This window comes from Dyadobacter sp. HNCC25DJ183 (assembly GCF_056895175.1).
The window spans coordinates 31,499-44,553 of record NZ_JBXHAP010000012.1; the positions used below are offsets into that span (position 1 = coordinate 31,499).

Annotated in this window: 10 protein-coding genes; 2 read left to right on the forward strand and 8 right to left on the reverse strand. The window is 44.9% G+C overall.

The window, feature by feature from the left end; translation table 11 throughout:
• Window positions 1-157 precede the first annotated feature (157 nt).
• Window positions 158-3,064, forward strand: a complete 2,907-nt coding sequence (locus AC1XTG_RS25370; RefSeq protein WP_056291789.1) for a TonB-dependent receptor — start codon at window positions 158-160, stop codon at window positions 3,062-3,064.
• A gap of 100 nt (window positions 3,065-3,164) precedes the next feature.
• Here the strand turns inward: AC1XTG_RS25370 and AC1XTG_RS25375 are convergent, their stop codons facing one another.
• From AC1XTG_RS25375 to AC1XTG_RS25410, 8 genes are all read right to left on the reverse strand, one after another.
• Window positions 3,165-3,653 carry a hypothetical protein gene (locus tag AC1XTG_RS25375; RefSeq protein ID WP_484843868.1) on the reverse strand — a complete coding sequence of 163 codons (489 nt, stop codon included), beginning with the start codon at window positions 3,651-3,653 and terminating at the stop codon, window positions 3,165-3,167.
• Window positions 3,654-3,732: 79 nt separating this feature from the next.
• Window positions 3,733-4,665: a hydroxymethylbilane synthase gene (gene hemC / locus AC1XTG_RS25380; protein ID WP_484843869.1), complete on the reverse strand. Its 933-nt coding sequence runs from the start codon at window positions 4,663-4,665 to the stop codon at window positions 3,733-3,735.
• Between the two features lie 22 nt (window positions 4,666-4,687).
• Window positions 4,688-5,590 (reverse strand): 30S ribosomal protein S6--L-glutamate ligase, encoded by a 903-nt coding sequence (gene rimK, locus AC1XTG_RS25385; RefSeq protein ID WP_056291784.1) that lies wholly within the window; start codon window positions 5,588-5,590, stop codon window positions 4,688-4,690.
• A 16-nt stretch (window positions 5,591-5,606) separates the two neighbouring features.
• On the reverse strand, window positions 5,607-6,092 hold the full coding sequence (locus AC1XTG_RS25390; protein WP_056291781.1) for an ATP-dependent zinc protease family protein: 486 nt from the start codon (window positions 6,090-6,092) through the stop codon (window positions 5,607-5,609).
• Window positions 6,089-7,207 (reverse strand): DNA polymerase III subunit, encoded by a 1,119-nt coding sequence (locus tag AC1XTG_RS25395; RefSeq protein ID WP_484843870.1) that lies wholly within the window; start codon window positions 7,205-7,207, stop codon window positions 6,089-6,091. The genes AC1XTG_RS25390 and AC1XTG_RS25395 overlap by 4 nt, the downstream gene beginning before the upstream one ends.
• 36 nt (window positions 7,208-7,243) lie before the next feature.
• On the reverse strand, window positions 7,244-8,437 hold the full coding sequence (locus tag AC1XTG_RS25400; protein ID WP_484843871.1) for a putative sugar nucleotidyl transferase: 1,194 nt from the start codon (window positions 8,435-8,437) through the stop codon (window positions 7,244-7,246).
• Between the two features lie 127 nt (window positions 8,438-8,564).
• A complete protein-coding gene (locus tag AC1XTG_RS25405) occupies window positions 8,565-8,816 on the reverse strand; it encodes a type B 50S ribosomal protein L31 (RefSeq protein ID WP_056291772.1) in 252 nt (83 codons plus the stop codon).
• 129 nt (window positions 8,817-8,945) lie between these two features.
• Entirely contained in the window at window positions 8,946-9,857 is a 912-nt protein-coding gene (locus tag AC1XTG_RS25410; protein ID WP_056292310.1) for a sugar phosphate isomerase/epimerase family protein, read from the reverse strand.
• Window positions 9,858-10,297: 440 nt separating this feature from the next.
• Here AC1XTG_RS25410 and AC1XTG_RS25415 point away from each other — a divergent pair, with 440 nt between their 5' ends.
• Window positions 10,298-12,742, forward strand: a complete 2,445-nt coding sequence (locus tag AC1XTG_RS25415; RefSeq protein WP_056291769.1) for a ribonucleoside-diphosphate reductase subunit alpha — start codon at window positions 10,298-10,300, stop codon at window positions 12,740-12,742.
• Window positions 12,743-13,055: the final 313 nt, after the last annotated feature.

A 13,055-nucleotide genomic window follows, 5' to 3' on the forward strand; every position in this document is an offset into this window, starting at 1 on the left:
TTGTAAAGCAGATCCATCGACAGTCGTAAGCTACTTAGTCGTGTGAAACCCGACTTTGATCGGTACATTACCTGTTTCTATCTATTCCTTTTTTCTACGCCGTTTTTAGGTACTTATTTTGAAACTCGGATAGTGGATCATTATATACAACCCAACCATGAACTTTAATTTACGATTAACACTCCTGACATTATTTTCGGGAATTACATTTGGAGCCTACGCACAGTTTGGCGGCGGAGGTGGCGGAGGCAGGCCAGGCGGCGGCGGCGATTTCAGGGGCGGCGGCGAGAGACAACGTCAGACTGCTATTCCCGGGACAGCCGAAGATACCCGCAGCGGAAGCGGGAAAATACGTGGAACCCTGATCGACTCAGTGAGCAAAAATCCGGTGGAATTTGCTGCATTATCGCTCGTGGATATTAAAACGAACAATCCGATCGACGGTACCACAACTGACGAGAAAGGACAGTTTGCAATGTCGAAAGTAGCATCCGGAAATTTCAAGATCCTCATTTCATTTATCGGGTATAAAACAAAAACCATTAACGATATCAAAATCGACAGACGATCGGACATTGATCTCGGAAATGTGACATTGGCGCCGGACGTGGTCCAGTTGAAGGAAGTAGAAGTAGTAGGAATGGCCCAGCTCGTGGAAGAGAAGGTTGACAGGCTCGTTTACAATGCAGAAAAGGACATTACCAGCAAAGGCGGCGACGCTTCTGACGTAATGAAAAAAGTCCCGATGCTGACTGTGGATCTGGATGGAAACGTTTCACTCAGAGGTAGCTCCAATGTTCGGGTTTTGATCAATAACAAACCTTCCACGATTATTGCGACGAGTGTTGCCGATGCATTGCGCCAGATTCCGGCGGATATGATCAAGTCGGTTGAGGTTATTACTTCTCCATCTGCGCGCTACGATGCCGAAGGCTCTGCGGGTATTATCAATATTGTTACCAAAAAGAGCACGATCCAGGGCGGTACGCTTAACCTGGATACGGGTATTGGTAACCGTGGCTCTAACCTGGGACTTCGTGGTAACTACCGGGTTGGTAAAATGGGTTTCAGTTTAGGCGGTTTTGGCCGTTTCAACTACAATATGCCTGGTAAATCGGAGAATATCCAGAATGGAAAAGTGGATAACTTTCAGGTACGTCAGACCAGTGAGTCAGATAACAAAATGGCATTCGGGTCTTATAACCTGGGATGGGATTATGAGATAGATTCAAAAACCTCTCTTTCAGCAAGTGTGCGCTACGGAATGCGGAACCAGCGTAATATGCAGGATCTGACCACGCTGAACCGGTCTGCTGCGGGTACGGAGAAAAACAGCTTCCGAGATGTAAATTCAAAAGATTTGTCAGGAACGTGGGACGTGAATGTGGATTATATCAAAACACTTGCGAAACCTCAACAGGAATTAAGCATTTCGACACAATTCAGCCGTAACAACCGTACAAACGACTATACCGCAGATGTATACAACCTGCTGGGTGGCGTGAGCACAAGAGAATTGCTTGGCACTGAATTGAACGATAACAACAGCCATAACCAGGAAAGCACGGTTCAAATTGATTATCAAACGCCGATCAAGGACAATCAACTTTTTGAATTTGGTGGAAAAGGCATTTTCCGTCAGGTAGTGAGTAACATTGTGTATGGAGGCCTGATAGCAGCCCGCCCAAACAGCGCGCTGGATTACGACCAGAATGTGGGCGCAGGTTATGCTTCTTATACGTTTACTACCAAAAGCCGCTTCACTGTGAAAGCAGGCGCGCGCTACGAATATACCAGCATCGACGCGACGCAGGGTGAGCAGGGTGCATTAAACCTGCCCGCTTACAGCAACCTGGTACCTAGCCTCAATCTTTCGCAGACATTTGGCAAAGGTCAGACTGTGAAATTGGGTTATAACCGCAGGTTGCAACGTCCGGGCATTCAATTCCTAAACCCTAACATTAATTCTGCCAACCCGAACAACATTTCGTTCGGTAACCCCAATCTCCGCCCCGAGCTGACGGACCAGATTGAATTGGGTACCAGTTTTTTCAAGAACTCCTTGTATATCAATGTGGCAACATTCGCGCGGTTTACCAATAATTCCATTGAAAGTATCCGTACAACAGACGCAAATGGGGTGATTTCGACAACTTATGGAAATATTGGTGAGAAGAAAAACTATGGTGTCAATGTCTACGGAAACCTGACATTGTTCAAAAGATGGCAGATCGGTGGTGGTTTTGATTCTTATTATTCCAATCTCAGGAATAACAGCGGCGACGCTTCACTGCGGTCTAGCAACAGCGGGATTGTGGTTAGCGGACGTTTACGTAGTAGTTTGACCATTAAAAACGGTTGGGGATTGCAGCTCGGCGGTTTTGCAAGAGGACGCGACGTTCAGTTGCAGGGAACACAGGCTGGCTTCCGTATGTATGATCTGGGTATCCGCAAAGACTTCAAAAACAAACGCGGCGGCATTGGTTTCGGAATGGAAAACTTCCTGGCACCTTCAATGAAAATGCGTACAAGCCTTGAATCGGCCACATTCACGCAGGAGAATACGAATTTCCTTTTCAACAGAGGATTCCGCGTGAACTTCAATTACCGCTTTGGTAAAATGACTTTTGTTGAGCAAAAATCTCGCAGAAGAAAGTCGGTTAACAACGACGACCAGAAAAGTGAAGGGGGCGGAATGGATGCAGGCGGAGGCGGACAAGCTGCGCCAGCGGTTTCTGTTCCCGGTATCTCTCCTGCAAGAGGCGGAGCTGGCGGCAGGCCGCAAGGAGGAGCAAGGCCTGCAGGCGCAGATAGTACTGCAAGACCAATGCGTCAGGGAATGCCGATGCAGCCAGGTACAAGGCCGGATTCAACAATGAGAAGAGACTCAACCGCGCGTCCTGACTCAACAATGAGACCGGCAATCATACCGGATTCAACTGCAAAGCCAGTTGTTCCCGCTGACTCGACTATAAAGCCGGACAGTACAGCACTACCTGTACGTACGGATTCAATCCCCATGAAACCTGCTGTTCCAGCAGATTCAATTCCCAAGAAAGACTAACCAGAATAACCCTTAACAGCAAAAAAGCCCGGACACAGTGCCGGGCTTTTGCGTTGTAGTGAGGATAAGCTTGCTTAAATTCCAAAATTTGACTGCCAGACTATTTAAACTTCTTGAATTCCAATAATCCGCTATATGGAATTACCTCTTGCGTAGTCAGATCTTGCATCCAAAGTGTAACATATAGCATATCGGGTTGGATAGTACCGTGTCCAAATATTTTGAAATTTTTATGTCCATTAATTGTGAAGTCTGGGTCATGAAAATTGGAATTCTGAAAATCTAAAATCCAACCAGAATTATATGTCCTTACTAATACACTATCAATAATGCGATTGGTGATCTTAGGACTTTTGCTATTTAAGTCTTCTGTCAATGTCTCCTCAACTTTAACATGACTTTCATCTACTTCGATCAATTTCCAAACTCGATTTTCGTTACGTCTGACTGACTCTTCGCTTGTTAGTTGATACTGACCAACAACTTTGTCTAAATCTGGATTTGGTGCAATGCCGTCCGAATTCTTGTTTGAGCAAGCAAGAGTCAGACCAATAAACAGACAAACACCAAGTAATTGAAATATTTTCATTGCAAGTATTTTAGAGTTTTGCAATGATATTGATTCTTGGTCTTCCTCTTTATCCTAGTGTCCGAAATGCATTTTTGGATTATCTAACGGGAATTTGCTCTCTGATTTGAGCCAAAATCCGGTTCGCGCCTGCTTCCAGTAGCTCGTTGGCCAATGCGGTACCGAGTTCCTCCGGGAAGGTTTGTGCGCCGGTTTGCGTTTTTCGGATCAACTCACTTCCATTCAGGCTGATAATGCCCCCGGTGATATGAATCTGTTCGCTTTGCAAAGTGGCCATTGCAAATACGGGGATGCTGCAGCCACCCTGCAATGTTTTCAGGAAAGCTCTTTCAGTCAAAAGGCAGATTTCTGTTTCTGCATGGTTGAGGAGATCTTTCAGAATGGCTTTTTTCTCTTCACTCAGAGAAGTAGCACATTCAATCGCAACGCTGCCCTGGCCCACTGCGGGAGTGAATTCATCCAGTAACAAATGCTCGGCGATTTTATCATCATATTCCATCCTATGCACCCCGGCGTAGGCAAGGAGCAATGCGTCGCACTGGCCTTCTTCCAATTTGCGAAGACGCGTTTGCAGGTTGCCGCGCATATCTACCGTTTTAATATGAGGGTAAAAGTGCCGGAGTACGGCGACGCGGCGCGTAGAAGAAGTACCTACTGTAAATGGTTCTCCACTTTTAAGAGATAATGCAGTGTTGTGGCTTACCAATACATCATTCGCTTTTTCTCTTTCGGTAAATGCGACGATTTCAAATGCTTCGTCCAGCTGCGACTGTAAATCTTTTGCGCTGTGAACTGCGATATCTATTTCGCCACTTCTCAGCTGGTCTTCCAGCTCTTCGGTAAAAACTCCTTTACTGCCGATTTTAGACAAGGACCTGTCAAGAATTTTATCTCCTTTGGTCTCAATAATAACGATTTCAGATGCAATGCCGCCCGCTTGCAAGAGGTCCCGGACGTAATACGCCTGCCAGAGAGCGAGCCTGCTGCCGCGCGTTCCTATTTTTATATGCATGATGTTTTATTACTTAAATCCTTTAAACTCCAACAGTATCCCCTTCATCTGTAACAATTTTGTCTTCAATGTAGCTAACAATTAAAGAGGCTATATCAATTCCACTGATTTCTTCGATGCCGCGCAGCCCCGGGGATGAATTTACTTCCATTACCAGCGGGCCCCTTTCGGATTGTAACATATCTACTCCTGCAATCTTGACGCCCAACGCTTTGGCAGCTGACACGGCGGTGTGCTCTTCCTCTGGCGTCAATTCGACCAGGCTGCCCTGGCCGCCGCGGTGCAGGTTACTGCGGAAATCACCGTCGGCACCTTGCCGGCGCATGGCTGCAATTACCTTGTTACCAATGACGAATGCACGAATATCTGCTCCTTTTGATTCGGCAATGTATTCCTGAATTAAAAAGTTGGCACGCAAGCCGTAAAAAGCTTCAATTGTAGACTTTGCAGCTTTGATCGTCTCCGCCAGTACCACGCCTACCCCCTGCGTTCCTTCCAGTAATTTGATTACAACAGGTGGCCCGCCGACCATGTGGATCAGCTCGTTGACTTGCGAAGGGTTTTTGGCAAAAACAGTTTTAGGAATACCAATGCCCGCTTTTGCAAGAACCTGCATACTTCTCAGCTTGTCACGTGATCGTAATATCGCCTGGGATTTGACCGTGGTGAAAACTTTCATCAGTTCCAGCTGGCGTACTACTGCACAGCCAAATGCACTGACCGAAGTTCCGATCCGCGGTATAGCCGCATCAATTTCAGGTACCGGTTTTCCTTTATATATAATGGAAGGCTTGCCACCTTCAATCATCACAAAGCATTTAACATGGTCAATGACAATGGATTCATGACCTTTTTGTTTGATTGCCTCCACCAAACGTCGCGTCGAATAAAGGTCTGCATTGGTGGATAATACGGCGATTTTCATAAAAGAATTTGAGAGATTAGCTGTGATGACGAGGGTTTTCAATGTCTGATTTCAAATGATCCGGGGCATTTGAATGTCTTGATGCCGACAGGTTTTTCTGGGAAACATCAATGATAAAACGGTCTTTTAAAAGTTTCCTGCCAAGCAGGATCGGATACTGCATTTTCTTCCTGTTGGCGAGCGAGAATTCCGTGCGGACCTTTTTACCAAAAATCCTGATCCCGGTTTTGATCACATACCGTTTTTCCTCCTTGCCTGATGAATTCCTTACAACAGTTTCTTTATAGTTATCCACAATGTAAGATTGCTGCGGCGCTCCTTTCTTTTTATCAAGGTAAAATTGAAGCCGTGTTTTGTCGCCTTCTTTAATAAGCTTAACGCGGGAACAATGGATTGCGGAGGTAGTTGCGCCCGAATCAATGCGTACGGGCACATTAAACCAGCCCAAGTCAGGCAGGTCTACAATATCGGTTGCGCCGATCAACTGCACCTTTCCTTTCATTTGCGTTCAAAAAAGTGAGCTATCGTAAGAGAAAGATCCAGAAAGACCATTTTGGCGCGTACGTTGCGCTCAATGTGGTAATGCGCCGTATTTACTTCTTCAATCATTTTTTCCAGCGCGCCGAAGTTGACGGTTTTGGAGAAGTTCTGAACGAACGTAAGCTCCTCCTCCGGTACCCGCAGCAAGTCGCCTGCGCCGTGACTCCAGATCAGCATATCGCGGAAAAGCCTTAATGCATATTCCAGCAAGCCTTTTTGCTTTTCTTTGTTCATTGTATCATAGCTGTCGGCGAGTTTGACAAGGTGCGAAACATCGTATCTGTAACAGGAACGCATCCAGCCAGCAAACCAGGTCGACCTATCGTCTTCATCCTCATGCACCAATTTCAAAGCTTCTGACAGGTTTCCGTCGGAAAGGTAAGCTGCCTGGTTAATAGCAGCTTCGTTTGCATTGTATTTCCGCAGGTATTCCCGCACTTCCTGATCTGAGAATGCCGGAACCGTAATGCGCTGGGTTCTTGAAATGATGGTGGTCAATAGTTTGTCAGACTGATCACTGACAAGCAGAAAAAGTGTTTTCTCCGGCGGCTCTTCCAGGATTTTCAAAATGGCATTCGATGATGCCGCATTCATGATATCCGGTTTCCAGATCAGCAGGATCTTGTATTCACCTTCGTACGATTTTACAGAAAGCTTCCGCAAAATACCCCTGGCTTCTTCCACTGAAATATTACCCTGTTTGTTATCAGCACCGATTTCATCCAGCCAGTCGGGAAGTAACCGGTACGGATTTTCGATCAGGAATGTACGCCACAGCGGGAGAAATGCCTCACTTGTCTTCCCATCGACCTTTTTTGAAGTGGCAGTCGGGAAAATGAAGTGCATATCAGGATGGATCAACTTTTCCATTTTTGCACAGGAGGCGCATTTACCGCAGGCATCTTCTTCCTGTTTGTTTTCGCAATTGATATAGGTCGCGAAAGCCAGCGCCATTGAAAGTCCGGCGCCTCCCTGCGGGTAGTCAAACAGCTGTGCGTGGGCCAAATGGCTGTTTTTAACCGAGCGCGTCAGCGTGGATTTTATTGCTTCAAGCCCAGGGATGTCTTTAAAAAGCACAGTAATCGAAATTAATCTTATTCAATGGCAGCATTGTCAAAAAACACGCTGGTTTTTGGTTTGGTCAAAAACGGCTTTCAGGATCGCTTCGTCTTTTTCCTCAAAAGTAATATTCCGCCTATTTACTGTGTCTGATGCAACTGCCAGTGCTTTTTGCAAGCGGTATTCGCAAAAACCTTCGGCAGTACCTCCCCACGAAAATGATGGAACGTGTTTCTGCTGAAAACCGCCACCGAACACATTGACACTTACGCCTACGACGGTCCCGGTGTTGAACATGGTCGATATACCCGCTTTGGAATAATCCCCCATGATCAGTCCACAATTTTGCAGACCGGTATTTTCGAGCTGATTGGTTGCATAGCTGTGCAGCTTCACTGCGCTATGGTCGTTTTTCAGATTTGAATTGTTGGTATTCGCACCCAGGTTACACCATTCTCCCAGCACTGAATTACCTAGATAACCATCGTGGCCTTTGTTACTATATCCGAAAAGAATGCTGTTACTTACTTCGCCGCCAGCTTTGCAGAAAGGCCCTACAGTTGTATTTGGGCGGATTTTAGTTCCCTGCGCCAGCACAGAAGCTTCTCCCATAGCAAATGGGCCCTGAATGGTCGAGCCTTCCTGGACCAATGCATTTTTACCAATATATATCGGTCCATTCTCTGCATTCAGAATGGCTGCTTTCAATACTGCGCCTTTTTCAATAAATACCTGTGCAGGATTGTAAATATGTGTAAACGGATCGGTAACCGGTTCCGAAGTCCTGTTTGACGTTATCCTTTCAAAATCAGCTTTGATCTGCGCGGCATTGAATGCGAATATATCCCAAACCTGACGGATCAAAATGAATGAGCCCGGGTAGGCAACTGGTGTAAGTTCATTGACGCCCAGCGCCGGTTCCCACGGACCGTCAGTTCTGACAATAAGTACTTCATTGTTCCGGGATGTCAATACTGTATTGATTGCAAGATCCTGCGCTGCGGCGATCAGCTGGTTGTCCGGGCACAGTCCGCCATTAACGTACCAATTATCCTGCGAGATATGCAGCGGGAACTTGGGGCGGAGGTAGTTTTCAGTCTGGAAAGAAACAGGTGATTGTAATGCGCGGCTCCATTTCTCAGCAATTGTGTCAATACCGCAACGGATTCCGGCAACAGGTCTCGTGTATGTAAGTGGCAACAGTTGCTTGCGGAGTACCGGGTCGTCAAATAGGATTATAGCGGGCATATTTTTTCAGTATGTGTTGCCAAAGTTCGCGCATTTTATCGGTTAGGACAAAAAAAGAAGCAGCCTCCTGAACATTTGCCAGGAGACTGCTTTCATAAATATGTATCGGCTACGAAGCTGCTTGTGACTAAGCTTCTTTCTGTCCGTAACGTTTTCTAAACTTGTCAACACGTCCGGCTGTATCAACCAGAACATTTTTACCAGTATAGAATGGGTGTGACTGAGAAGAAACCTCCACTTTGTAAACAGGGTAAGTTTTACCGTCTTCCCAAGTGATATTTTCGCTGGTTTCGATCGTAGAACGGGTAATGAATTTAAAATCGCTCGACAAATCCCAGAAAACTACGTCTCTATAATTGGGATGAATATCTTTTTTCATTGGTATATGGTATTATATGTTTCGATACAATTCTCAAAAAGGATTGCAAAAGTATACATTCTAATTTTTCAAACCAAGTTTTAAAACTGTATCTTTTTAAATATTAGTATCATACGCCGAGTGTGCATCTTAAACTTCGCTCAGCTGCTGCTTTAAAACCTCAATCCCGCGCTTTGCTTCTTTATCGAAATCGGTGTAAGTGAAGCATTCAATGGAAAGTCCGCCCTTGTAATTGATCTTTTTCAATGCGCTCAGATAGGGTCTGAAATCGTCCCCCTTCACACCTGGCGGTGTCCGGTTTTCCTTTTCGGCAATGTGGCAATGGACAATGTGCTTGCCGTACTTCACGATCTCGGTTGCGGGTTCGTCTTCCTTTAACATGTGAAAAATGTCGCATAGCAACTTCACTCTTGGGCTTTTTACAGCTTCAACAATCTCGACTCCTTCTGCCAGGCTGTTGATAAAGTTTGTCTCGCCCCGGTTTAGTGGCTCTACCGCAATGGTAACGCCGTACTTTTCAGCAAGCGGTGCCATTCTTTTTGTCAGATCGATGTGTTGCGCCTTTGCGGTTGCTTTGTCAAATCCTTCCGGGATAATCCGTGAACCGCCGCTTCCAAACACAACATATTGGGAGCCGCATTCTTTGGCACGTTTCAAAACAACTTCTGTCCGCTGCAAAATGGCTTCGTGGTTCGCTTCCGGGCCCAATGTTTTTAATGCAGCTGGAAGCAGGATCACATAAGATTTGATAGGGAAGTTATCTTGTTTCAGCTTTTGGAGGTTCTTTTCATATTGTTGATCTCCATCTGCGGGAATCAGGAACCCGGCAACAGACTCCTCTATATATGTACAACCGGATTCTCTCAGGAAATTGGCTTTGTCGTAGGCGGCATATACCCCTAGCGGGATGTTGTATTCGGGCTTGAACGGCGACTGTGCGAATGCTTCATGCACATTGGCTCCGACAGCCAGTCCTGCAATGATTCCGGAAGACCTTTTCAGAAAGGTTCTTCTTGCTTCATTTTCGATTTTGTGTTGCATATGATGGTTAAGGTTTAATGCGTTCCTGTTGTACTTATTTGATGTAAATTTTTGAACTGAAAAATAAAAGTTTACAAATTTTAATTTTGCAATTAACAAATGAGAATTGTAAGATATTCATTTACAGATGTTAATGTTGAGCTTGTGTGAACTTCTGGTCTGCTTGGTCGAAAAAAAGTTTACAAATTTTTATGTTGAGAAATATTTTAAAAATTTTTTCCAGAACCATTTCCATGTCTGCCGGGCTAAATCACTAGTAATAAGTTTCTTAACAATTTCATAATTTGTACTCTGCTCAGAAGGCTTGATTTTCCCTCAAAAGTGTGGTTGTGAATGCGCTCGAATTAATGTTATTTCAGGAGATTTTTAGAAATCAACTCCGAGTAAAGTTCTTAGAATATACATCACTAACTTCCTAAAAAACAAGCTATTATATGTCTATGTATGTAATAAAGCGTGACGGTCGCCGCGAATCCGTGAAATTCGACAAGGTGACGGCCCGCATTGAGAAACTAAGCTACGGCTTGGACACCAAGTACATCCAGCCTGTCGAGGTTGCGAAAAAGGTAGTGTCCGGTATTTATGATGGTGTAACTACGGCCGAGCTGGACAACCTGGCTGCAGAAACTGCCGCATCTATGACCACAAAGCACCCGGATTACGCTATTCTGGCTGCCCGTGTAGCAATCTCAAACCTGCATAAGAATACATTGAAGTCGTTTTCGGCTACAATGAAACGCTTGTATACATATATAGACTCTAAAACCGGCGAGAATGCGTCCCTTATCTCTAAGGAGGTATACGAAGTTATCCGTCAGAATGCGTCTCTTTTTGATTCTACTATTATATATGACCGCGACTATGCCTATGATTATTTTGGCTATAAAACCCTTGAAAAATCGTATTTACTGAAAGTTGACGGAAAAATTGTAGAGCGGCCACAGCATATGCTTATGCGTGTTGCCGTGGGAATTCACCAGGATGATATCCAGGCTGCGATTGAAACCTACCATTTGTTGTCGGAAAAGTGGTTTACACATGCTACTCCAACCTTATTTAATGCAGGAACACCGAAGCCACAAATGTCTTCATGTTTCCTTTTGACGATGAAGGAAGATAGTATCAGCGGCATTTATGATACACTTAAGAACTGCGCTCTTATTTCACAGTCTGCAGGAGGAATCGGATTGAGCATTCACGATGTGCGTGCGACTGGTTCTTATATCAAGGGTACCAATGGACAATCCAATGGTATAGTGCCAATGTTACGTGTTTTCAATGATACAGCAAGATATGTTGATCAGGGAGGTGGCAAGCGCAAAGGTTCTTTTGCTATTTATATGGAACCCTGGCATGCAGATATCTTCGACTTCCTGGACTTGAAGAAAAACCACGGAAAGGAAGAGCAACGTGCGCGCGACCTTTTCTATGCGCTCTGGATTCCTGATTTGTTTATGAAGAGAGTTGAGGCAAACGATACGTGGTCACTATTTGATCCGCACGAATGTCCCGGATTATCTGATACGCATAGCGAGGAGTTTGAAAAGCTCTATGAGCAATATGAATTAGAAGGTAAGGCGAGGAAGACTATCAAAGCGCAGGATCTTTGGTTCGCGATCATGGAATCGCAGATAGAGACAGGTACACCTTATATGTTGTACAAAGACCACGCGAACAGCAAATCCAACCAAAAGAACCTGGGTACGATTAAGTCCTCAAACCTTTGCACCGAGATTATCGAGTATACTGCGCCTGATGAAGTGGCAGTGTGTAATCTGGCGTCCATTGCATTGCCGAAGTTTGTTGAGCAGGGTGCGGATGGATTTATGCATTTTGATCATAAGAAGTTGTATGAGATTACCAAGGTAATCACGCGCAATCTTAACAAGATCATTGACCTCAATTATTATCCGGTTCCGGAGGCAGAGAAAAGCAATAAACGGCACAGGCCAATCGGTATCGGAGTACAAGGTTTAGCTGATGCGTTTTGTATGATGCGCATGCCTTTCGATTCGGACGAAGCGCGCCAGTTGAACAAGGAAATTTTTGAAACTATTTATTATGGATCAATGGAGGCTTCAATGGAGCTTGCTATCAAAAATGGTCCGTACGAAACCTGGGAAGGAAGTCCTATCTCTAAAGGTATCTTCCAGTTCGATATGTGGAATGTAACACCGGAGAGCAATCGGTGGAATTGGGAGAAGCTGAGAACGGAGGTGGTTAAACACGGTGTTCGTAACTCGCTTCTGCTTGCACCAATGCCAACTGCATCTACCAGCCAGATTTTAGGGAACAATGAATGCTTCGAACCATTTACTTCTAACATTTATGTAAGACGTGTTTTATCGGGCGAGTTTGTTGTGGTGAATAAGTACTTGCTTAAAGATCTTGTTCGTCTGAATCTTTGGAATGAAGAAATGAAGAATAACCTTGTCCGGGCAAGCGGTTCAGTTCAGGCTATTCCGAACATTCCTCAGAACATTAAGGATCTTTATAAAACAGCATGGGAGATCAAGCAGCGAAGCTTGCTGGATATGTCTGCGGATCGCGGGGCTTACATCTGCCAGTCTCAATCGCTGAATATCTTTATGGAGGAAGCCAATTTCGGCAAGTTGACATCAATGCATTTCTACGCCTGGAAAAAAGGCCTTAAAACGGGGATGTATTACTTGCGTACACGTGCCGCATCAGATCCGGTTCAGTTTACGGTTAGCAAACAGGCAGAAGTGCTGCTTGAGCCAGCGACAGCTGTGGTTACAGAGAAGGAATTAAATTATGTTCAATATGCAGAGGAACATGCCAAGCCGGTAATGCCAAGAGACAATCGCTCCGATATGCAATGCTCATTGGATGATCCGGAGGGCTGCGAAGCTTGCGGTTCATAATTGAATGAAAATTCTGAAAGCGGTTCCTGTACTCTACGGGAGCCGCTTTTTGCATTATAGGTGTTGATCTTTCAAATAAATATTGAAGTTTTCGGGGAAAAAATAAGATTCTTAAAAACGGACTTTCTATCGCTTTAAATGGAGTGAAAATATCTTTAAAAACTTTCGTTGCTGGATAGAATTCATTTTCAGTGGGTTAATATTGCTGGTGAAAAAAGTTTAAAAAATATTTTAGCGGGGTGTTGCATTTAAAAAAATAAGGCTGCACTTTTGCACTCCCAATCGGGAACAACGGTAGCGAAAACGATCGCAA